This is a genomic window from Rhodococcus sp. 05-2255-3B1 (assembly GCF_002258545.1).
Classification (GTDB): Bacteria; Actinomycetota; Actinomycetes; order Mycobacteriales; family Mycobacteriaceae; genus Rhodococcoides.
The window spans coordinates 26174-48343 of sequence record NZ_NOZC01000004.1 but is presented as its reverse complement, the minus strand read 5'-3'; the positions used below and the strand labels follow the sequence as shown (position 1 = coordinate 48343).

At 65.4% G+C, this 22170-nt stretch carries 22 protein-coding genes; 10 read left to right on the top strand and 12 right to left on the bottom strand.

The annotated features are described in order from the left end of the window. The first annotated feature begins 1 nt into the window (after position 1). A complete protein-coding gene (locus tag CH249_RS02385; protein ID WP_045199264.1) occupies positions 2-619 on the top strand; it encodes an alpha/beta hydrolase in 618 nt (205 codons plus the stop codon). Positions 620-676: 57 nt separating this feature from the next. Here the strand turns inward: CH249_RS02385 and CH249_RS02380 are convergent, their stop codons facing one another. After that, entirely contained in the window at positions 677-2464 is a 1788-nt protein-coding gene (locus CH249_RS02380; protein WP_032396505.1) for a long-chain fatty acid--CoA ligase, read from the bottom strand. 277 nt (positions 2465-2741) lie between these two features. Between CH249_RS02380 and CH249_RS02375 the strand changes: the two genes are divergently transcribed. The 4 genes from CH249_RS02375 (at position 2742) to CH249_RS02360 (ending at position 8221) form a co-directional block, all read left to right on the top strand. Beyond that, on the top strand, positions 2742-4562 hold the full coding sequence (locus tag CH249_RS02375) for a DEAD/DEAH box helicase (protein ID WP_373453489.1): 1821 nt from the start codon (positions 2742-2744) through the stop codon (positions 4560-4562). Positions 4563-4623: 61 nt separating this feature from the next. Next, a complete protein-coding gene (locus CH249_RS02370; RefSeq protein WP_045201081.1) occupies positions 4624-5124 on the top strand; it encodes a 2Fe-2S iron-sulfur cluster-binding protein in 501 nt (166 codons plus the stop codon). Next, positions 5121-6116, top strand: a complete 996-nt coding sequence (locus CH249_RS02365; protein WP_094682121.1) for a xanthine dehydrogenase family protein subunit M — start codon at positions 5121-5123, stop codon at positions 6114-6116. The genes CH249_RS02370 and CH249_RS02365 overlap by 4 nt, the downstream gene beginning before the upstream one ends. Continuing rightward, positions 6113-8221, top strand: a complete 2109-nt coding sequence (locus CH249_RS02360; RefSeq protein ID WP_094682120.1) for a xanthine dehydrogenase family protein molybdopterin-binding subunit — start codon at positions 6113-6115, stop codon at positions 8219-8221. Before CH249_RS02365 ends, CH249_RS02360 begins: the two co-directional genes overlap by 4 nt. On the opposite strand, the gene CH249_RS02355 is transcribed toward CH249_RS02360, so the two are convergent. The 4 genes from CH249_RS02355 to CH249_RS02340 are packed head-to-tail and all read right to left on the bottom strand — an operon-like array spanning position 8218 to position 11541. Continuing rightward, entirely contained in the window at positions 8218-8964 is a 747-nt protein-coding gene (locus tag CH249_RS02355; protein ID WP_094629627.1) for an amino acid ABC transporter ATP-binding protein, read from the bottom strand. The two genes, CH249_RS02360 and CH249_RS02355, sit on opposite strands and share 4 nt — an antisense overlap. Then, the gene (locus CH249_RS02350) at positions 8961-10451 is read right to left on the bottom strand and encodes an ABC transporter permease subunit (RefSeq protein WP_094629707.1); all 1491 of its coding nucleotides are present in this window, start codon (positions 10449-10451) and stop codon (positions 8961-8963) included. The genes CH249_RS02355 and CH249_RS02350 overlap by 4 nt, the downstream gene beginning before the upstream one ends. Positions 10452-10489: 38 nt before the next feature. Further along, positions 10490-10972: a RidA family protein gene (locus CH249_RS02345; RefSeq protein WP_032396509.1), complete on the bottom strand. Its 483-nt coding sequence runs from the start codon at positions 10970-10972 to the stop codon at positions 10490-10492. Between the two features lie 14 nt (positions 10973-10986). Continuing rightward, positions 10987-11541, bottom strand: coding sequence for a histidine phosphatase family protein (locus CH249_RS02340; RefSeq protein ID WP_094629628.1), 555 nt, complete (start codon positions 11539-11541; stop codon positions 10987-10989). Positions 11542-11619: 78 nt separating this feature from the next. On the opposite strand from CH249_RS02340, the gene CH249_RS02335 reads away from it, so the two are divergent. Both CH249_RS02335 and CH249_RS02330 read left to right on the top strand, forming a co-directional pair. Then, positions 11620-12795 carry an acyl-CoA dehydrogenase family protein gene (locus CH249_RS02335; protein WP_032396511.1) on the top strand — a complete coding sequence of 392 codons (1176 nt, stop codon included), beginning with the start codon at positions 11620-11622 and terminating at the stop codon, positions 12793-12795. A gap of 17 nt (positions 12796-12812) precedes the next feature. Then, positions 12813-13940, top strand: a complete 1128-nt coding sequence (locus tag CH249_RS02330) for an acyl-CoA dehydrogenase family protein (protein WP_094629629.1) — start codon at positions 12813-12815, stop codon at positions 13938-13940. Positions 13941-14012: 72 nt separating this feature from the next. On the opposite strand, the gene CH249_RS02325 is transcribed toward CH249_RS02330, so the two are convergent. Next, entirely contained in the window at positions 14013-14822 is an 810-nt protein-coding gene (locus CH249_RS02325; RefSeq protein ID WP_094682119.1) for an alpha/beta hydrolase, read from the bottom strand. A gap of 160 nt (positions 14823-14982) precedes the next feature. Between CH249_RS02325 and CH249_RS02320 the strand changes: the two genes are divergently transcribed. Further along, positions 14983-15894, top strand: a complete 912-nt coding sequence (locus tag CH249_RS02320; protein ID WP_032396538.1) for a phosphodiesterase — start codon at positions 14983-14985, stop codon at positions 15892-15894. Here CH249_RS02320 and CH249_RS02315 read toward each other — a convergent pair. The 3 genes from CH249_RS02315 to CH249_RS02305 all read right to left on the bottom strand — a co-directional run bounded on the left by CH249_RS02315 (position 15891) and on the right by CH249_RS02305 (position 18583). Next, on the bottom strand, positions 15891-17312 hold the full coding sequence (locus CH249_RS02315; protein ID WP_032396539.1) for a stealth family protein: 1422 nt from the start codon (positions 17310-17312) through the stop codon (positions 15891-15893). The genes CH249_RS02320 and CH249_RS02315 overlap by 4 nt on opposite strands. Before the next feature lie 230 nt (positions 17313-17542). Beyond that, positions 17543-17905, bottom strand: a complete 363-nt coding sequence (locus CH249_RS02310) for a VanZ family protein (protein ID WP_032396514.1) — start codon at positions 17903-17905, stop codon at positions 17543-17545. Positions 17906-17914: 9 nt separating this feature from the next. After that, positions 17915-18583, bottom strand: coding sequence for a bifunctional 2-polyprenyl-6-hydroxyphenol methylase/3-demethylubiquinol 3-O-methyltransferase UbiG (locus CH249_RS02305; protein ID WP_094682118.1), 669 nt, complete (start codon positions 18581-18583; stop codon positions 17915-17917). A gap of 83 nt (positions 18584-18666) precedes the next feature. Between CH249_RS02305 and CH249_RS02300 the strand changes: the two genes are divergently transcribed. Beyond that, positions 18667-19140, top strand: coding sequence for a phosphoribosyltransferase (locus tag CH249_RS02300; protein WP_094682117.1), 474 nt, complete (start codon positions 18667-18669; stop codon positions 19138-19140). 1 nt (position 19141) lies between these two features. On the opposite strand, the gene CH249_RS02295 is transcribed toward CH249_RS02300, so the two are convergent. Then, on the bottom strand, positions 19142-20176 hold the full coding sequence (locus tag CH249_RS02295) for an NADPH:quinone reductase (RefSeq protein WP_179272883.1): 1035 nt from the start codon (positions 20174-20176) through the stop codon (positions 19142-19144). 99 nt (positions 20177-20275) lie between these two features. Between CH249_RS02295 and CH249_RS02290 the strand changes: the two genes are divergently transcribed. Then, positions 20276-20785: a DinB family protein gene (locus tag CH249_RS02290; RefSeq protein WP_094631622.1), complete on the top strand. Its 510-nt coding sequence runs from the start codon at positions 20276-20278 to the stop codon at positions 20783-20785. Positions 20786-20788: 3 nt separating this feature from the next. Here the strand turns inward: CH249_RS02290 and CH249_RS02285 are convergent, their stop codons facing one another. Both CH249_RS02285 and CH249_RS02280 read right to left on the bottom strand, forming a co-directional pair. Continuing rightward, complete coding sequence (locus tag CH249_RS02285) at positions 20789-21283, bottom strand: SRPBCC family protein (protein ID WP_094682116.1); 495 nt, start codon at positions 21281-21283, stop codon at positions 20789-20791. Next, positions 21280-22104 carry an SDR family oxidoreductase gene (locus CH249_RS02280; protein WP_094647023.1) on the bottom strand — a complete coding sequence of 275 codons (825 nt, stop codon included), beginning with the start codon at positions 22102-22104 and terminating at the stop codon, positions 21280-21282. Before CH249_RS02280 ends, CH249_RS02285 begins: the two co-directional genes overlap by 4 nt. Positions 22105-22170 lie beyond the last annotated feature (66 nt).

Genomic DNA, 22170 nt, shown 5'->3' with positions numbered 1-22170 from the left:
AATGCCTTTTTTCGACGGAGCCACCGGTGCTGTCCATTACCGAAACTGGACTGTTCCCGATGCTCGTTTCGGTCTCGTTTTTCTGCACGGTCTCGGCCAGAACAGCGGCCACTATCACCGCTTCGCTCGGGTCCTCAACGGACGCGGGGTCGACGTGTGGGCGGTCGATCACGTGGGCCACGGCCTCACCGAAGGTGAGTTGACCGACGCCGCTCAGATTCCCGGCCTCGCGCAGAATGCGCTGCAGTTGCTCGACATCGCCGAAGCCGAGCACCCCGAGTTGTCGTTCGCCCTGATGGGTCATTCCCTCGGCGCGGCCACGGCCATCGCGGCCCTCGGAGCGCATCCCGAGGCGGTTCGGTGCGCGGTGCTGTGCGGCACCCCCAAGTCCGTGACCGGCTCGGCCAACGATCTCGCCGACAACGTGATTCCGATCCTCGCGGTACACGGAGTCGACGATCGCCTGGCTCCGATCGATGCGGTGCGCGAGTGGATCGGCAGTGTTCCCGACTCGTCACTGCGTGAATTCGAGGACGGGGGCCACGACCTGCTGCACGAGAAGATACATCTGCAGGTGACCTCGGTGGTGGCGGAGTTCCTCGACGATCACATGTCCTGATCCGACGACGAGGGCCCGGTGCGCATCGCACCGGGCCCTCGTCGTCGGATGGTCGATCTACGAGTAGATCGCCTCGATGTCGCTGCCGCGCTCGGCGTGGATGATGTTGCGCTTGAGCTTCATCGTGGGGGTGAGCTCACCGGTTTCGACGGTGAAATCGTTCTCGAGGATCGTGTACTTCTTGATCTGCTCGGGGTTGGAGACCTTCTTGTTGGCCTCGGCGACGGCCTTGTCGATCTCGGCGACGAGGTCGGCGTTCTTCGACAGCTCCGAGAACGGGATGTCGGCCGAGAGACCGTGTCGCTCGAGCCAGCCCGGCAATGCCTCGGGGTCGAGGGTGATGAGCGCACCGATGAACGGCTTCGCGTCGCCGACGACGAGGCACTGGCTGATGATCGCGTTCGCGCGGAGGGCGTCCTCGAGCACTGCGGGAGCGACGTTCTTGCCGCCCGCGGTCACGATGATCTCCTTCTTGCGGCCGGTGATCGAGACGTAGCCTTCCTGGTCGATGGTGCCGAGGTCGCCGGTGTGGAACCAGCCGTCGACGATGGCCTCTGCCGTCGCCTTCTCGTTGTGCCAGTAGCCGCTGAACACGACCGGTCCCTTGAGCAGCAGTTCGCCGTCCTCGGCGACCTTCACCGAGTGGCCGTCGATGGGCTTGCCGACGGTGCCGACGCGCTGGTCCTTGGTGGTGTTGACGGTGATGGCCGCGCTGGTCTCGGTCAGTCCGTAGCCCTCGTAGACCGGAACGCCTGCACCGCGGAAGAAGTGGCCGAGGCGGGCACCGAGAGGTCCGCCGCCGGACACCGCGCGAGTGCAGTTGCCGCCGAGTGCGGCGCGCAGCTTGGAGTACACGAGCTTGTCGAACACCGTGTGCTTGAGGTTCAGGACGAGCCCGGCTCCGCCCTTCTCCTGGGCCTCGCTCCACTCGATGGCCGTCGCGGCGGCCTTGTCGAAGATGGAACCCTTGCCGCCGTCGTGCGCCTTCTGCTTGGCGGAGTTGTAGACCTTCTCGAACACGCGCGGCACCGACAGGATGAAGTCCGGCTTGAACACCGCGAACTGATCCACCAGCGTCGTCACGTCCGAGGTGTGTCCGACGGTCACCTTGGACTCGAACGAGCCGAACGACACGGCGCGGGCGAACACGTGCGCCATCGGGAGGAACATCAGTGTGCGATTGCCCTCCTTCATCGAGTCGTGCAGCGCGATCTGGGTGGCCTGAACCTCGGCGTAGAAGTTGGCGTGTGTGAGCTGAACGCCCTTGGGGCGACCGGTGGTGCCCGAGGTGTAGATCAGGGTGGCGGGCGATGCCGCGCTGACCTGATGGCGTCGCGCGTGCAGATCCTCGTCGCTGACCCCGGCACCACGGGTGGTCAGTTCTTCGATGGCTCCGGCGTCGATCTGGAGAACCTCACGCAGATCCTTGGCGCCCTCGGTGACCTCTTTGAGGTTCGAGGCGTGCGCTGCGGTCTCGACGACGAGCAGCTTGGTGGCGGAGTCCTCGAGGATCCATTGCGCCTGATCGGCGGAGGATGTCTCGTAGATCGCGACGGTGCAGCCGCCTGCAGACCAGATGGCGTAGTCGAGGACGACCCACTCGTAACGCGTCGCGCTGAGGATGGCGACTCGGTCGCCGAGTTCGATTCCGGACGCGATCAGTCCCTTGGCCGCTGCGGCGACCTCTTTCGCGAACCGAGCTGCGGTGACGTCGGTCCAGTTGCCGTTCTCCAGTCGCTGGAAGGGTACGAAGTTCGGCGATTCCTTCTCGTATCTGTAGACGGTGTCGGCCATGGATGCGTCGTCAGGAATGGTGAACGACGCCGGCACAGAATATTCGCGCACTGCTGGACCCCTTACGGAAAAATAGCGTGGTAGTTGTGCATTTCATCACATTCGAGGCCGTGGCGCACCATCCGGGGTGTCCGGTTTGTCGACTTTGCCGCGAGTCCGAGGGAGTTGAGTGTGACTCGGGGTACAACTTAACTGTCTGCAGTCGGGTTCGGGCGTCGGGTTGCCGGTGTGAGGCCGCTCGCACCGCATGCCGTCGTGACCGGTTTCGTCACCTGATCAGCGTAGAAGGGGTCGCGGTGCCCGAGCAGGTACTAAACTCATGCAACATATGAGCACTTCAGAAACTGAACAGGATGCCGCCGTGACGTCGGACGAGACGAATTCGCCCCCTCAGGAGTCCGCCTCCGATCCGGTCCGCGCGAGCGAGTCGTCCTCGGCGACGGGTGACGACATCACTTTTGCCGATCTCGGCATAGACGAGCGGGTCCTGAAGGCCCTGCGTGACGTGGGATACGAGACGCCGTCGCCCATCCAGGCGGCCACCATTCCGCCGCTGATGGCCGGCAACGATGTCGTCGGCCTCGCGCAGACCGGAACCGGCAAGACCGCAGCGTTCGCAGTGCCGATCCTGTCGCGGCTCGACGTCTCGCGTCGAGTACCGCAGGCCCTGGTGCTGGCCCCGACCCGGGAGCTCGCGCTTCAGGTCGCCGAGGCGTTCGGCAAGTACGCCACGCACATTCCGGGTCTGCACATCCTGCCGATCTACGGCGGTCAGGCGTACGGCATACAGCTCTCGGGCCTGCGTAAGGGCGCGCAGATCATCGTCGGTACCCCCGGTCGCGTCATCGACCACCTCGAGAAGGGCACACTCGACCTGTCCGGCCTCGAGTACCTGGTGCTCGACGAGGCCGACGAGATGCTCAAGATGGGCTTCCAGGAGGACGTCGAGCGCATCCTCTCCGATACCCCGGAGTACAAGCAGGTCGCGTTGTTCTCGGCCACCATGCCTGCCGCGATTCGCAAGATCTCCAAGCAGTATCTGCACGACCCGGTGGAGATCACCGTCAAGACCAAGACGTCGACGGCACCGAACATCACCCAGCGCTACGTGCAGGTGGCGCATCAGCGCAAGCTCGAAGCGCTCACTCGAATCTTCGAGGTCGAAGAGTTCGAGGCCATGATCATGTTCGTCCGCACCAAGCAGGCCACCGAGGAGCTCGCCGAGAAGCTGCGGGCACGGGGCTTCTCGGCCGCCGCGATCAACGGCGACATCGTGCAGGCCCAGCGTGAGCGCACCATCGGCCAGCTCAAGAACGGTCAGATCGATATTCTGGTGGCCACCGACGTCGCGGCCCGTGGTCTCGACGTCGACCGCATCTCGCACGTCATCAACTACGACATCCCGCACGACACCGAGTCCTACGTGCACCGCATCGGTCGTACCGGACGCGCGGGCCGAGCCGGTCAGGCTCTGCTGTTCGTCGCCCCACGCGAGCGGCATCTGCTCAAGGCCATCGAGCGCGCGACGCGTCAGCCGATCACCGAGATGCAGCTCCCCAGCGTCGACGACGTCAATGCGCAGCGCGTGACGAAGTTCAAGGACTCCATCACCGACAGCCTCGGCAACGAGAATCTGGCCTTGTTCCGCCGGCTCATCGAGGACTACGAGCGCGAGCACGATGTGCCGTTGGTCGACATCGCCGCCGCGCTGGCGATCCAGTCGCGCGACGGCGAAGCGTTCCTGTTGAAGCCGGAGCCGCCTGCCCCGCCGCGGGCACCCCGTGAGCCGCGTGAGCCGCGGCCGCCGCGCACGTTCGACGAGGATGCCGCCGGCTCGCATCACCGCAAGACGGGCCAGGAGATGGCGACGTACCGCATCAGCGTCGGCAAGCGTCATCATGTCGCTCCCGGTGCCATCGTCGGTGCCATCGCCAACGAGGGCGGGCTGCGTCGAAGCGACTTCGGGCACATCAGTATTCGGCCCGACCACTCGTTGGTGGAGCTTCCGGCCGACCTCGCCGACGAGACGGTCGAGGCGTTGCGCCGCACCCGTATCAGTGGCGTGCTGATTCAGCTGCAACCCGATTCCGGCCCTCCCGGACGCAGCGGCGGTCCGCGCGGTGGCGGAAAGTTCAAGGGGAAGCGCTAGCGCGCACGCACGACCCCAGCGCCAGCGTTTGGTGGATCCGGCCTCGGGTATCCGCCCGTGCATGACCAACGTCACCCTCCGTGTCAACGGCATCGATCGCGAGATCGACTGCGACACCCGATCCACCCTGCTCGACGCTCTTCGGGAGAACCTCGATCTGATCGGTGCCAAGAAGGGGTGTGACCACGGGCAGTGCGGTGCCTGCACGGTGTTGGTCGACGGACGGCGGATCAACAGCTGCCTGACGTTCGCGGTTGCACAACAGAATCGCGACATCACCACGATCGAGGGATTGTCCGACGGCGACACGCTGCACCCCGTGCAGCAGGCGTTCGTCGATCGCGACGCGTTCCAGTGCGGGTACTGCACTTCCGGGCAGATCTGTTCGGCTGTCGCGGTGATCGAAGAGGCGAAGCAGGGTTGGCCGAGCGCGGTCACCGAGGACATCGAGGCCGCCGATATCGAACTCGACTCCGATGAAGTGCGAGAACGTATGAGCGGCAACCTCTGTCGTTGTGGTGCCTACTGCAATATCGTCTCGGCCGTACGGGACGCATCGTGAAGACCTTCGAGTACGACGCAGCCACCGCGGTCGACGACGCGGTGGCCCGCCTCGCCGAGAACGCGAACGCGATGGTGCTCGGCGGGGGAACCAACCTCGTCGACCTGATGAAGCTCGGTGTCGTGGGTCCGACGACGCTGATCGACGTCACGCGACTTCCGTTGCACGACATAGACGTATCCGACGACGGATCGCTTCGTGTCGGTTCGGGTGTGACCAACAGTGATCTCGCGGTGCATCCGGTGGTGCGTCAGCGCTATCCGGTGCTCTCACGGGCCGTGCTCTCCGGTGCGTCGGGCCAGTTGCGCAACATGGCGACCACGGGCGGAAACCTGTTCCAGCGCACCCGGTGTGTGTACTTCATGGATGCATCGAAGCCGTGCAACAAACGCGAACCCGGTTCGGGCTGCCCGGCCCGTAATGGTGAACACCGAAACCTGGCCATTCTCGGAGCTTCGCAGGCCTGCGTGGCGACGCATCCCTCCGACATGGCGGTCGCGCTGACCGCCCTCGACGCACGCATCGTCGTCCAGGGGGTCGACGGTGAGCGTGTGGTCGACATCGACGACTTCTACCGGTTGCCCGGTGACGCGCCCGAGCGCGACAACACCGTGGCCCGAGACGAAATCGTCACGGCCGTCGAGATTCCGGCACCGGCGGCCGGTACCGTCTCGACCTACCGCAAGGTGCGCGACCGGCAGTCCTATGCCTTCGCGATCGCCTCGGTCGCCGCCACTCTCGACGTCGAGGACGGGATCGTGCGCGGGGTGTCGATCGCGCTGGGCGGTGTCGCGCACAAACCGTGGCGGGCCCGCACGGCCGAGCACGCGCTGCTCGGCGCGGCCGCCGACGAGGCGTCGTTCCGGCGCGCGATCGCGCTGGAACTCGACGCAGCAGAGCCGTTGCGTGACAACGCATTCAAGGTCCCGCTCGTGACCAACCTGGTCGCTCGCACGTTGGTCGAACTCACGGAGTCGGGAGATCGGTCATGACCGCATCGATCGGACAACCGATCCAGCGCACCGAATCGATCGCGAAGGTCACCGGTCGAGCCCGTTATGCCGCCGAGCAGCCGCCGGCCGTCGGGCAGTTGTACGCCTGGTACGTGCCCGCGACTGTTCCTGCCGGCACGGTCGAACGTGTCGAACTGGACGCCGACGCTACGGTTCACGCAGTTCTGTGGCACGACAACGCCGAGCAACTGGGTGATGTCGAGGACGGCGAACTGCATGTGCTGCAGTCGAACACCGTTGCCTATCGAGGTCAGATCGTGGCCGTCGTCGTGGCCGACACCCTCCAGGATGCCCGCGCCGCCGCAGCCCGAGTGCTGGTGCGCTACGCCGAGGTGCGTTCTCCCGACAACACTCTGACCGCAGACCACGGTTCGCTGTATGCGCCGGAATCGGTCAACGCGGGGTTTCCCACCGACGTCACCGTCGGCGATCCCGATGCGGCGCTCGCATCGGCCGAGCATCTGATCGACAACTGGTACTCCACCGCGCCGATGCACAACAGTCCGATGGAGCCGCACGCCACCACGGCGCGCTGGTCCGACGGCGTGCTGACGGTCTGGGATTCGACGCAGGCACCGTCGGGTGTTCAGGGCGACCTCGCCACGGCCTTCGACCTCGAGCCCGAGAACGTTCGAGTGATCGCGGAGAACGTCGGCGGTGGTTTCGGAGCCAAGGGCAGTACGCGGCCCAACGTGATCCTCGCGGCGATGGCCGCGCGAGCCACCGGGCGCACCGTCAAGTTGGTGTTGCCGAGGCAAGCTCTTTTCGACGTCGTCGGCTATCGCACCCCGACGCTCAATCGCGTCCGGCTGGGCGCTGATTCGACAGGAACCCTGCAGGCCATCACGCACGACTCGTTTCAGCAGACCAGCACGATCTTCGAGTTCTGCGAGCAGACGTCGGAATCCACTCGCCACATCTACGCGTCCCCGAACCGTCGCACCACTCACCGACTCGCGCAGCTGGACGTCGGAACTCCGCGCTGGATGCGGGCTCCCGGTGAAGCGCCCGGCATGTTCGCCGTCGAGACGGCCATCGACGAACTGGCTGTGGCCACCGGCATCGATCCGATCGACCTGCGGATCCGCAACGAGCCGGACGTCGATCCCGCGAGCGGCAACCCGTTCAGCTCACGCAGCGTGGTCCAGTGCCTGCGCGAGGGTGCCGAGAAGTTCGGCTGGGACCGCCGCGAGTCCGCGCCCGGTCGCCGTCGAGAAGGCAACACCCTGATCGGCATGGGAGTCGCGACGGCCAGCTACCCGGTGTTGATCTCACCGAGTACCGCGTCGGCGCGCGTGGAGCAGGACGGCACGATCACGGTGTCCGTCGCTGCGTCGGACATCGGGACCGGAGCGCGCACCGTGCTGCGCCAGATCGCCGCCGATGCCCTCGAGGTGGACGCAGATGCCGTCGTACTCGAACTCGGCGACAGCGCTCTGCCGAAAGCTCCCGGAGCCGGTGGGTCCTCGGGTACGTCGTCCTGGGGGTGGGCCGTCACCAAGGTCTGCCACTCGCTGAAGGCACAGGGTTCGTACGAGCCGGGCAACTCTGCCGATGCCGACACCACCGACGACGTCGAGGGCCAGAAGGAGTTGGCGCGCATGGCGTTCGGCGCTCAGTTCGCGGAGGTCGCGGTCGACATCGACACCGGCGAGGTGCGGGTGCGACGGATGCTCGGGGTGTTCGGCATCGGCGCGGTGATGAATCCGCGGCTGGCCAGGTCTCAGCTCATCGGCGGCATGACGTTCGGACTCGGAATGGCACTGATGGAGAACGGCATCACCGATCACGAGTTCGGCGGGTTCGCCAATCACGATCTCGCCGAGTATCACATCCCGGCGTGTGCGGACGTCACCGACCTCGAGGCGGTGTGGATCGAGGAGGTCGATACCGAACTCGCGCCGATGGGCGGCAAGGGAATCGGCGAGATCGGCGCAGTCGGATCCTCGGCGGCCATCGGCAACGCGGTCTACAACGCCACCGGCGTTCGCGTCCGCGACCTGCCAATCACCCTGGACAAGGTGCTGACGCAGTGGAGTGGTCAAGTGCCCCAGGCGGCACTTGACCACTCCACTGGCCGCTAGGCCAATATCCGCTGCAGGAACTGGCGGGTGCGGGGCTCGGTGGGGTTCACCAGCACCTGCTCCGGGGTGCCGCGTTCGAGGACGACGCCGTTCTCGATGAACAGCACCTGATCGGCGACTTGCTGCGCGAAGCGAATCTCGTGGGTGACGATCACCATGGTCCAGCCCTGCGCGGCAAGGCCTTTGATGACGGCCAGAACCTCGCCGACGAGCTCGGGATCGAGGGCCGAGGTGGGCTCGTCGAACAGCATCAGCTTGGGTCGAAGGGCGAGAGCTCGCGCAATTCCGACGCGTTGTTGCTGGCCTCCGGAGAGCTGGAACGGGTACTGGTCGGACTTGGCGTCGAGACCGATCTGATCGAGGATGGCGTGCGCGTCGCGGATGGCGTCGTCCTTGGCGCGCTTCTGCACGATCACCGGTCCCTCGATGATGTTCTGCAGCACCGTCTTGTGCGGAAACAGGTTGTGGCTCTGGAACACCATGCCGCTCTGGGCGCGGAAATGTCGGAGCTGCGGCGCTCCGACGGGCTCGGAGAAATCCACCGACACGTCCCCGATACGAATGATGCCTGCGTCGGCCTGATCGAGTGCGTTCAGTGTGCGCAGCACCGTGGTCTTGCCGGATCCGGACGGTCCGATGATGACGGTGACGGTGCCGGACGGCACGCCGAACGAGATGTCCTTCAACACCTCGAGTGGCCCGAACGATTTCTTCAGTGCGGATACTTCCAGCAGGTCTGTCATTTGGCCACGTACCTGTCGAGTCGGACTTCGAGTTTGCCTTGGAAGAACGAGAGAACGATGCAGATCGCCCAGTAGTACAGCGCCGCAACGGAGTACAGGGTGAAGAAGTCGAAGGTCGGTGCCGCCGCGAGCTGCGCGACGCGCAGCAGCTCCGTCACCAGGATGGTCGAGGCGAGCGAGGTGTCCTTGACGAGCGAGATCAGCGTGTTCGACAACGGTGGCACCGCGGTACGCAGTGCCTGCGGAAGCACGATGCGCTGCAGCGTCGTTCGGTAGCCCATCCCGATGGTCTGCGCCGCCTCCCACTGGCCCTTGGGCACGCTCAGTATCGCGGCACGGATGACCTCGGCCGCGTAGCCACCGACATTCAACGAGAATGCGACCACCGCGGCCGGGAACGGCGAGATCACGATGCCGAACTGCGGCAGCCCGTAGAAGATGATGAACAGCTGCAGCAGCAGGGGAGTGCCGCGGATGATCGAGACGTAGAACCGGGCGACGGCGGCGAGCGGCTTGTTCGACGAGATGCGTGCCAGCGCCACGGCGAGGGCGATGACGAGTCCGACGACGAAGCTGATGGCGGTCAGCGGAATCGTCATGGTCACAGTGGCTTCGAGCATCGGCCACAGGTTGTCGAGCACCAACTGCATCTTCGACGGTGCAGTGGTTCCGGCGTCCTCGCTCTCCGGAACCACGGTGTCCGCGGTCGGTGCGGCGACGTCGCTGCCGAAGTACTTGTTCGAGATCTCGGCGATGGTGCCGTTCTCGCGCAGTGTGTCGATGGCCGTGTCGACCTCGTCCATCAGCCCACTGTCCTTGCGGGCCACGAACGATTGCAGGGTCGTGTCTCCGGTCTCGCCTGCGATCTTCACGCCGGTGTCGCCGGTCTGCTGCAGGTACTCGGCGATGGCGAGGGAGTCGTTGACGGTGGCGTCGACGCGGCCGTCCTTGACGAGCGTGACCGCCTGGACGAATCCCTCGACGGCCTCGACGTTCGCGCCTGCGTTCGCCGCGACCTCCGCCCAATTGCTCGTCGAGGATTGGGCGGTGGTCTTGCCGGCCAGGTCGGCGAGAGAGGTGATGGTGGAGTCGTCTGCGGCGGTGAGGATCTGGCCTTCCGACACCGTGTAGGGCGTGGACAGGTCGTAGGCCGACTGGCGCGCAGGAGTGATCGAGACCTGGTTGGCGATGAGGTCGAACCGTTGGGACTGCAGGCCGGCGAAAATCGAGTCGAACGGGGTCTGCACGAAGTCGACGCGTACGCCCAGTTCTGCACCGACCGCGTTGATGACGTCGATGTCGTAACCGGTGAGTTGTCCGTCGTCGCCCTGATAGCTGAAGGGACTGTAGGTTCCCTCGGTACCGACGACCAGTACGCCCTCGTCCTTCACCCGGTCCAGTAGCGACTGTGAGGACGAGCTGCAGCCGGACAACCCCAGGATGGCGATCAGAATCGCGACCAGAGCAAGAATCGATCTGCGCACCATCTGCGCCCGCTTTCGCCGTATGTACGAGTGGAGCAAACCTACCCGTCGATCTCCAGTTCCGCTGACACCACGACGGTGTTGTTCATCGGCAGTGCGGCCACCCCGAGTGCGGTGCGGGCATGGGCACCGATCTCGGGACCGAAGATGGCGAGAACCAGATCGGAGAAGCCGTTGACGACCGTGGTGGTCTGAGTGAAACCGTGGTCGGCGTTGACCGATCCGGTGACGGTCAGCCACGCGCTGATTCGATCGAGGTCGCCGATCGCACGGGCGAGGCTGCCCAGCACGGCGAGAGCCGCATCGCGCGCGGCGTCGGTGGCGGCGTCGAGACTCACCTGTGATGGCACTGCGCCGAACGGTCCTGCCAGGGCACCGTCCTGCTCCAGCGGCGAATGGCCCGACGCGAAGACTCGGTTGCCGCGCACGCGAACCCACTCGAACGAGTACTCGAAACCGGGTGGGGCGGTCGGTTCGCCGGGCAAGGTGAAGCCCAGTTCGGTGATGCGACGTTCGATCTCCATGAAGGAAAACTCTGTCAGACCGGGATGCCGTTGATGGTGCGAACGGTCCAGTGAGAACCGTCGTGTTCGAGGGTGGAGACGCCCGCGTTGAGGATGCGTGGGGAGTGGCGTCGCCGGATCGCGTCGAAGATCGCCCGGATGACGCCGCCGTGCGCCACGGCGATCACCGCGGAGTCCGGATAGCGCGAGGCGATCTCGTCCACGCCGCGCACGCCACGCACGATCAGGTTCGAGCGTGGCTCCAGGCCCGGATACCGGCCGTCCGGCCAGTGCGAGTACGCGTCCCAGTCGGTGAATCCTTCGGCGTCACCGAAATACCGTTCGGCCAGGTCGGGGAACTCGGCGGTGCGGGTAAGGCCCAGGTGCGCGCCGATGATGTCCGCGGTTTCCGCTGCTCTGATCAGCGGGGAGCTGACCAGGTGGTCCCACGTTCGGTACTCGAGTTCGTGGCCGGCCTCGCGGGCCTGGGCACGGCCGGTGTCGTTGAGAGGAATGTCCGATGAGCCCTGCAGACGCCCGTGCAGATTCCAGTTCGTTTCACCGTGCCGAACCAGTGCCAGAAGAGTCATAGTGAGCGGAGAATATCCCAGAGTTACCAGGGAGTACGGTCGATACGAAGATACGCGAACGAGCTTGGAGGATTGTCGATGAATCTTGCCCTCACAGAAGAAGAGGCCGCGTTCCGTGACGAGATGCGGACGTTCTTCACCACGAAGGTCCCGGCCGAGATTCGCGAGAAGAGCGCGACGGGTCAGGAGTTGAGCAAGGACGAGGTGGTCACGACCATGCGAATCCTCAACGAGAACGGCTTGGCCGTGCCGCATTGGCCGGCCGAGTTCGGTGGCCGCGACTGGACCGCTGTGCAGCGCCACATCTGGCTCGACGAGATGCAGTTGGCGTCGGTGCCCGAGCCGCTGGCGTTCAACGCCTCGATGGTCGGCCCGGTCATCGCGACGTTCGGCTCTCAGGAGCTCAAGGAGAAGTTCCTGCCCAAGACGGCGAACCTCGACATCTGGTGGTGCCAGGGCTTCTCCGAGCCCGAGGCCGGATCGGACCTGGCGTCGTTGCGCACCACCGCGATCCGCGACGGTGACGACTACATCGTCAACGGACAGAAGACGTGGACCACGCTCGGCCAGTACGCCGACTGGATCTTCGCGCTCGTGCGCACCAACCCGGACGCGCCGAAGAAGCAGGCAGGAATCTCGTTCCTGCTCATCGATCTGAACACTCCCGGCATCGAGATGCGCCCTATCAAGCTGATCGACGGCAGCGTCGAGGTCAACGAGGTCTTCTTCGACAACGTCCGCGTTCCGGCGGAGAATCTCGTCGGCGAGGAGAACCAGGGCTGGAGCTACGCCAAGTTCCTGCTCGGCAACGAGCGCACCGGCGTCGCCCGGGCCGGACACACCAAAGTGCATCTGGGACAGGCGAAGAAGCACGCAGCGCAGACGAAGGTCGGCAGCGGCACATTGCTCGACGACCCCTTGTTCGCGGCCAAGATGGCCGAGGTCGAGAACGAACTGCTCGCCCTGGAGCTGACTCAGCTGCGCCTGGTGTCGAGCTCGGACGACGGTAAGCCGAATCCGGCGTCGTCCATCCTCAAGCTGCGGGGATCGGAATTGCAGCAAGCGACGACCGAACTGCTGATGGACGTCGCCGGGCCGGACTCACTGCCCTACGAGGCGGGCGAGGACATCGAGAGCGAGGGCTGGGCGCAGCGCTCGGTACCGGGGTACCTCAACTACCGCAAGGTGTCCATCTACGGCGGCTCGAACGAGGTTCAGCGCACCATCATCGCCTCTGCGATTCTCGGACTGTAAGGGAGCATCTGAAAGACATGGATTTCGAACTCAACGAAGAGCAGAAGCTGCTGCGCGACACCACTCGTGAGGTGCTCACGCGGGCCTACGACACCGAGAAGCGCAACAAGATCGTTGCCGGTGAACTGGGCTGGAGCACCGACGTCTGGAAGCAGCTGGCCGAGGTCGGGCTGCTGGGTCTGACGTTCGGCGAGGAAGACGGCGGCATGGACGCCGGTCCCGTGGAGATCATGGCCGTGATGACCGAGGTCGGTCGACGCCTCGCGCCGGAGCCGATTCTCGACGCCGTCCTCGTCCCCGGCGGGTTGATCTCCGAGCTCGGCAGCGCCGAGCAGCGCGCGCGGCTCCTGCCGCCGGTGGCCGAGGGGTCGTCGATGTTGGCGTTCGCGCACAACGAGTCCGGCAGCCGCTGGCCCGACATCGAGGTCGCCACCACCGCCACCGAGGACGGTGGATCGTGGGCGATCAACGGCGTCAAGAACCCGGTTCCGCACGGCGGTAGCGCAGACGTCATCGTTGTCAGTGCCGCGCTGCCCACCGGTGGCACGGGACTGTTCGTCGTCGATGCCGATGCGACCGGCCTCACGCGCAAGTCCTACGCCACCCACGACGGTCAGCGCGCCGCGCAGATCGAATTCGTCGATGTCGCAGCAGAACCGCTCGGTACCGCCGAGAACGCGGCAGCAGCCATCACCGGCGCCGAGGTGCGGGCTCAGGCTGCGCTGTGCGCCGAGGCTATCGGTGCCATGGAGGAGGCGCTGCGTCTGACCACCGATTACTTGAAGGCGCGCAAGCAGTTCGGGGTTCCGCTGGCCAAGTTCCAGGCACTCACCTTCCGTGCGGCGGACATGTACGTGCTGCTCGAGCTCGCCCGCAGCATGAGTCTGTACGCCACGATGTCGTTGGCGGACGGCAACGTCGACCCGACCATCGCCTCGCGCGCCAAGCTGCAGATCTCCCGCTCCGGTCGCAAGATCGGCCAGGAGGCCATTCAGTTGCATGGCGGAATCGGCGTCACCGCCGAATATCCGGTCGGGCACTACACCAGTCGGCTCGTGGCCATCGAGCACACTCTCGGTGGTGCCGACGAGCACCTGCGCATCCTGGCGTCGAAGGTAGCCGATCACGATCTCATCGGGATCTGACTCTCGTCGTAAGACGCCTCGGGCCCGGCCACCTGTCGAAGGTGGCCGGGCCCGAGGTCGTTTCGGGAGGTGTCAGCTGCCCGCATCCGCCGCGGCGACGAGGTCGGCCACGGCCGTGGGGTTCGAGACCAGGATCGCGTGCGAACCCGGCACCTCGGTCACCTGAGCGCCCGCCCGCTGCGCCATGAACCGCTCGGCGGAGGTCGGGATGATCTGATCCTGCTGGGGGATCAGAGCCCACGACGGCGTGTGCGCCCAGGACGGTGGGCCGCTCGGCTCGAGCAGGGCGCCTGCGGCGATCGTCTTCTGGTGTGCGGCCATGCGAGCGGCCTGCTCCTCGCTGACATCCGGGGCGAAGAACGGACGGAACAGGGCGGGAGTGATGTACGAGTCGACGTTGCGGCCGATGATGTTCGACGCGTCGTCGACGACCGTCAGCCCGATCACCGGCGGTACCAGCGCGGTCACCGGAAATCGGATGGGATCGAGTTCGAGGGCGACGGGTTCGCCTTCGACGGGCATGAACGCGGCGACGTAGACCAGAGCCTCCACGTTGTCGGCGTGCACGTTGCTGATCACCGTGCCGCCGTACGAATGGCCCACCAGGATCACCGGCCCGTCGATGCTCTCGACCACGTCGGTGACCGAGGCCGCGTCGATCGCGGGCCCGCGCAGCGAGTTGTCCGCCGTCACCACGGGGTAGCCGCGGCCGCGTAGATCCTCGGCGACGCCGTCCCAGCTGGTGTTGTCTGCGAAGGCTCCGTGCACCAGCACCACGGTCGGCAGCTCCTGCGCGGCAGCGGGAGCGACGCCGATGCCGACCATCGCTCCCACCGTCAGTCCTGCAGTTGCCAGAAGAGTCGTCAGCGTCGGTTTCGTCATGCCCACAACCTGTCACACGCCGGAAGTTCGTGCGGTGTTCACCGCCGAGATCCGACCAGCTTCCTCTCAGCGAACGCTCGTATGCTTGGCTTGCAGCAGTGGCGTTCGTCCGACCCGGGCGATCGCAAAACCGTAGGTGATGATCGTGAGCGAGAGTTCGATGAAGTCTCGGATGGCCGAGTACCCACGTCCCCATCACTGCTTGTTGCACATCAGCGACACGCATCTCGTCGACGGTGGCGGTCGGTTGTACGGCGGCGTGGACAGTGAGTTGCGGCTCGAACAGGTGATGGCCGACGTACGCAACTCGGGTGTGCGCCCCGACGCGTTGGTGTTCACCGGAGACCTGACGGACAAGGGCGAGGCCGGTGCCTACGAGAAGCTGCGGGCGTTGGTCGAGCCCGTGGCCGAGGAACTCGGTGCGCAGATCGTCTGGGCGATGGGCAATCACGACGACCGTGCGATGTTCCGCCAGAAGCTTCTCGACGCCGAACCGACCGTGCAGTCCATCGATCGCGTCCACGACGTCGACGGTCTGCGTGTCGTCACGCTCGACACGACGGTTCCCGGTCGCCATCACGGCGAGCTCGGCGACGAGCAATTGGCTTGGCTGACAGATACTCTCGCCACGCCCGCCGAGTTCGGCACGATCCTGGCGATGCATCATCCGCCGGTGCCGACCGTGCTCGATCTCGCGGTTCTGGTCGAGCTGATCGATCAGCCGCGCCTGGCCGATGTGTTGCGCGGAACCGACGTGCGATCCATTCTCGCTGGGCACCTGCACTATTCGACGACGGCCACGTTCGCGGGTATTCCCGTCTCGGTGGCGTCGGCCACGTGTTACACCCAGGATCTGAACGTGCCCGCCGGTGGATTGCGCGGTCGCGACGGTGCTCAGGGCTACAACCTGGTCCACGTCTACGAGGACACCGTTGTGCATTCGGTGGTGCCGACGGGCTCGTACGACACTGTGGGAGAACCGGTCTCGGCTCAGGAGACCGCACGCAGGCTGAGCGCAGCGGGAGTCACCATCGCGGACAGTGCGAGGCGGAAGACGTTCAGCGACGCCTAGCGCTGCTCTCGTTCCCACGGCGCGACGATGGGGAAGTACTTGTCCAGGAACTGCGTCACCGTCCGGGTGCGCAGGTCGAGGTCGACCTCCGGGAAGCTGCCGTCGTTGAGGCAGAAGAAGTCCACCGACCGTTTGGGGAGCAACTTCTCCATGGCGTCGAGGCCCGCGACCGTCGTGGTATCGATGTACCGAACCTTGGCGTCCTTCTGGACCACGGCGCGTCCACTCATCAGCGCGTAGTAGTGGTACAGCGAGTTCGTCACCGAGATGTTGGTGCTGGCGCGGAACGCGCTCGCGGCGGTGGACGCGAACTCGTCCGGAAACTCGTTCTCCATTTCCTGCATCACACTGCGCCGCAACGGTGTTGCCGCGTGTTCGAGATGCCGGGTAGTGGTCATACCGAATCTGTCCTGCAGGATTCGACGGTTCACCCGTGCCGCATTCTCGAACCCGCTGCGGTCGGCGTCGCTGTAACCCAACCCGATTCGCGTCGTCGCCTCGATGAACATGCTGATCCCGCCGGGGGAGAAGAACATCGACGGGCTGACCGGTCGGCCGAAGAACATGTCGTCGTTCGAGTACAGGAAGTGCTCGGACAAGCCGGGTATGTGGTGCAGCTGGCTTTCGACGGCCTGCGAATTGTGGGTCGGCAGCACGGAGGTGTCGACGAAGAACGCCTCGCTCGGCACGAACGTCACCTTGGGATGATCGGCGAGCCACGCCGGCCTCGGGGAGTCGGTGGCCACGAAGATCCGCCTGATCCACGGCGCGTACATGTGCACCGACCGCAGGGCGTACTTCAATTCGTCGATCTGCCGGTAACGGGCCGCCGAGTCGTCGCCCTCACCGACGACGTAATTCGCCATCCGCCGCGCCCGCTGGGCCTGGAATTCGGCCGAGGAGCCGTCGACCCAGGAGAAGACGATGTCGATCTCGAAATTGATGTCCGACGCATGGTCGGCGAACATGTTCTCGATGGTCGGCCAGGTTCTGCCGAAGCGTTCGACGGTACCGCGGACGGCCTCGTCGGGCCGGATGTTGCGCCTGGTCAGCGAATTCTCGATCGGCAGCACGATCTCGGACGGGGAGAACGACCACAGTTCGATCTGCACGGCCGTCGACGCGCCGTAGTACAACCCACTGAACGGCTCGACGCGCGGCCGGTACAGGCGGACGATGCGTGCGTTCGCGGACGGTGACAGCGACCCGTCGGCCACCAGCACTGCTTTCCCGCGGGCATCGACGGTCTTGGAGTAGAACGGCTCGGCGCGGCAGGCGTGCACCAGTGCCGTGGTCAACGCTTCGCGTGCGGCCAGCTCGATGGCGATGACGGGCCGTTCGTCGTTGCCGCGAACGAGCAGGTACTTGATGTGTGCGGCGTCGAGTACGGCGCGCACGAACAGCAGATCTTCGACCATCGCCTGGTGCGGGGTGGTGGAGGTGATGGTCAGTGCGTAGCGGCCGTCGTGGCTGACGACGTCGGATCGTTCGCTCAGTCGCGCTGCGGATGCGGCAGATTCTCGGGTGACGGCATCGTTGGTCTCGTGCTCCGGTGGAACGAGGTAGATATCGTGCGGGGCAGAAGACGAGGTGATGACGTTCCTTCCGGAGTCGCGCGCTGGCCGAGGGACCCCGGTGCAGGGTCAGTCTAGTGCAGGTCCGGGGCGCGTTCGACGCGCTGCGGTAGAACCCGACTCGCTGCGAGCAGGCCCACAGCAACTCCGGCGGCGTCGGCAAGGGCGTCGGCGAGCGATCCGGAGCGTCCCAGAGGCAGGATCGCCTGCAGGACCTCCGAGATCGCCGCGAACGTCAGTACCCACAGTGCGGTTCGGATCCAGTCGATTCCGGCCAGGCGTGAGGTGTACGCCAGCGCAGCGAACAGCACGAAGTGGATGATCTTGTCGCTGTGCTGAAATCCCGAGGGAACCCCGGATGCGGGGGTGAAGAGCACGATCAGCGCGACGACGAAGGTGACGACCAGGGGAATTCGTAACGTCGACTGCGTGAACACCGCCCGAGCCTACCGACGTTGCAGGACCACGACCGTGTCGATTCGCTCGTCGCCGTCCGGCGTCGTGCGGGTGCGGTGTTCGGCGTGGATCACCTCGAACCCGTCGCCTGCCGCAGCGACGACCGGTTCCGGTGCGAAGAGTCTGTGCTTGGCCGGATGCTGCGAGGCGTGGCTGTCGCTGGGACTGTGGCCGACGATCAGCAGACGTCCCTTCGGCGAGACCGCTGCGGCGAACCTGCGGGTGGTCAATTCGAGCTCGTCCGGTGGCACCTGGAGGAAGTGCACCGACACGAGATCGAATGCCTCTGTCGGAGGAGTCCAGTCCAGGACGTCGTGCTGCTGCCAGTTCACCGCGAGTGTGTGCGGCTCGAGTGCCTGTTGTGGCGCGCGGGCGCGGCCGAGGGCGACATCTGAGATGTCGACGCCGGTCACGTGCCAGCCTTCACCGGCCAACCACAGGGAGTCGGCACCTTCCCCGCAGCCGATGTCCAGGGCGCGGCCCGGAGTCAGCTCGGACGCTTCCTGTACCAACACGGCATTGGGATGTCCGCTCCAGATGGTGGTGCGCTGGTTGTAGAGGTCGTCCCAGAATGCTTCGTCGAAGGCACCGTTCTCGAAGTCCGGCTCTGCGGGGGTCCGGTCGGCGGCATGAGTGTGAGCGTGCGTGTGGTCGGCCATGGTTCGAGAATGCCCGCTCACGACCGTGGACGCAAACAAATTTGCTCGATTGGCAAAACGCGGTCTGGGTAGAGTAATCGTTCATGACCGAACAGGAACGTGAAGTACTGACGTGGGCGACGTTCGGGGACGCCTCGCGTGAACTCACCGTGCAGATCGTCGACGACGGGTTCGTCCCGGACATCGTCATCGCGATCGCTCGCGGCGGTCTCATTCCTGCGGGTGCGATTGCCTACGCCATGGGCGTCAAGGCAGCGGGCACCCTCAACGTCGAGTTCTACTCCGACATCGAGGAGACCCTGCCCGATCCGGTTGTCCTCGAGCCCCTTCTGGACACCGACGCGATCGTCGGTAAGAAGTTGCTCGTCGTCGACGACGTCGCCGATTCCGGCCGCACGCTGGCGCTGGTGATCGACCTGTTGAAGGCGCGCACGCCCGAGGTGCGGTCGGCCGTGATCTACACCAAGCCGAGAACCATTGTGCAGCCGGACTATTCGTGGCGTGAAACCGACAAGTGGATCAATTTTCCATGGTCAACGTTGCCGGTCATCACCTGAATCAGTCGCTGGAGACGTCGATCAGCACCTTGCCGACGGTTCCGTTCTCGACGGCGTCGTGAGCCGCAGCGGTTTCGCTCAGCGGGAAGCGGTGCAGTGGTAGGCCGGTGGCTTCGCCCACCTCGAGAACACCGGCTGCCGCCGCCGCGCTGACGTCCGCCTCGGCGTTCCGCAAAGCCTCGTCGCCCACGGTGTAGAGGAGTACGAACTGGTAGCGGGTGTTGAGCACCATGTTCGGCCGGACGTCGAGGGTCACGGTGTCGCCGCCGTTGTTGGCGTAGACGGCAACCGATGCGCGGTTGGCTCCCACGGCAGCGTTGAGCGCGGCATTCTGGGCGGGAGCCACCTCGACGACGAGATCGATTCCGGCGGGGATCAATTCGCGGATCTCGGCGGCGGCGTCGCCGGTCTTGTAGTTCACCACGTGGTGCGCGCCCGCGGCGGTCGCCAGTGCGCCCTTCTCCGGTCCGCTGACCGTCGTCACCACGGTCGCGCCCGCCCAGCGGGCCAATTGGATAGCGGCATGGCCGACGGCACCGGCACCACCGGCGACGAGTACCGACTTACCGTCCAGTGCGCCCGGGTGCAGCCGGGTGGGTCCGTCCTCGGAGACGGTCAGTGCGCGGTGTGCCGTCATCGCAGGCACCCCGAGGCTCGCGCCCACGTCGAATCCGACGCCGTCGGGTAGAGGAACCACCCGGGAGGCGGGTAGGACTGCGAAAGACTGCGCTGTTCCGGTCGGACGCTGATGCTGGGCGAGGTAGACCCAGACGCGATCGCCGACGGCCACGCCGTCGACCTCGGGTCCGACGGCGTCGATCACTCCGGCACCGTCCTGGTTGGGAACCACCTCGTCGAACGCGAGTTCCTCGCCCGGTCCGGAGCCGGTTCGGTTCTTCCAGTCCGTCGGGTTGACGCCCGAGACCACGATGCGGACACGCACTTCGCCTGCGGCGGGCTCGGACACCTCGCGATCCTTCAGCTCGAGGACGGACGAATCGCCGGTGCGGGTGTACACAATTGCTGGAGCAGTCATATTCGGTCCAACGCGCTCGGACCGCACCGATGTTCCCTGCGAGCACATCGGGGTATGCACGAGTGGTCAGCAGTCCCGTCAGAGGAGAAACGAATTTTCATGAATCACAACGAAGTGCTCACCGACGCGTTCGGTCGAATCAAGGAGCTCGTCCACTCCGTCCTGGACGACATCCCCGCGGCTGCGTTGACGTATCGTCCGGACGCCGATGCCAACAGCATCGCCTGGTTGTTGTGGCACCTGACGCGGGTGCAGGACGACCACATTGCGGACGTGGCCGGGAGCGAACAGGTCTGGACGTCGGACTCGTGGTTCGAGCGTTTCGGGCTGCCGTTCGACAAGTCCGACATCGGGTACGGCCAGTCATCCGCCGACGTCGCTCAGGTCACCTCGAGCGCCGAGTTGCTGCGTGAATACCACGATGCCGTGCACTCGAAAACCGTTGCCTACGTAAGCAGCGTTTCGACCGACGATCTCGATCGGATCGTCGACGAGAACTGGGATCCGCCGGTCACCCTGGGTGCGCGGCTGGTGTCGGTGGTCTCCGACGACCTGCAGCATGCCGGGCAGGCCTCGTACGTTCTCGGCCTCTACACCCGGCAGGCATAGCAATCAGGCGTAGAGCTTCTGCAGGTTCTCCAGCGTCTTACGGATGTTGCGACGCTGGAACTGCGGGAACGTCTTGCCGCTGGTGACGATCTTGTCGAACACGAGGGCCAGCGCGTCGGGCCACTTCGTCCGGTCGTCGGTCCAGGTCTCGGTGACTTTCGTGCCGCCCTCGACCGGCTCGAAGTCGTAACGCCAGGTTGCGTTCGCGCCCTTGATCTTCGGAGCGCTCTTGCCGATGGCATGGACGCGGAACTCGAAGGTCTTCCCCGGGTCGGCCGCCGTGACGGTGCAGCGAGTGACCCATTTCGCTCGGCCGCGCTTGTTGGTTCCGTCGAACACCATTCCCACGTAGGCACTCTCGCGGGGTTCGTGGACGGTGGCACCGGTGTTCTCGGGGCTCCACCGACCCATCTCGGTGGGGTCGCTGATCGCGGCGTAGAGCGTATCGGCGTCGGCATTAACGACGATGCTGTCGGAAACGGTGAGTTCGCGCTTCACGACGATGCACCCTTCTTCAGGCCGGGATGGACACGAGTGAGCATCGGGACCAACAGTGTTCGCGGGGTGATCTGCGCGAATATCGATCCGATGCGGTTGGCGGGCCCGGGGATCGACACCATGCGTCCCTTGGTCATGTCGTCGACGGCAGTCCTGGCCACTGTCTCGGCAGAGACCCACATGATCGACGGAAGTGCCTTCTCTGCATCGTCTTTGGCGAAGCCTGCGGCTTCGCCGAACCCGGTCTGGACCGGTCCGGGGCACAGTGCGGTTGCGGTCACGCCGGTTCCGCGCAGTTCGCCGGTCAGAGACTGGGTGTAGGAGAGTACGAACGCCTTGCACGCACCGTATCCGGCCTGTCCGGGCAGAGGCTGGAACGCAGCGGTCGAGGCCACGTTGAGCAGCGCGCCGCGTCCTCGTTCGATCATGCCGGGGAGGAACCGGGTGCACAGGTCTGCGACAGCGACGACATCCACCTCGATCATGTGCATCTCGGCGTCGGGATCGGATTCTGCGACCGGTCCGAGTGTGGAAAGGCCGGCGTTGTTGATCAAGATGTCGGGGATCAGGCCGAGTTCGGTGATGCGGCCGATCAATTCGGCTCGCGCCGTGCGGTCGGAGAGGTCCGCTGCGAGCACTTCGGCTCGGACTCCCCGTGCCCGAATCTCCTGTGCCAACTCTTCGAGCTTGTCGGCGCGCCGGGCGACGAGGGTGACGCCATGGCCACGGGATGCGAGCACGCGGGCGATCGCGGCTCCGATTCCCGAGGACGCTCCGGTCACGACGGCTGTCCGATCAGGGGCGGGACGAGGAAGACTCATGGCTCCCACCGTAGCGAATATGCGCTGCGCAGCGCATTTGAATCCTGATTGAAGGTTAGCCTACTC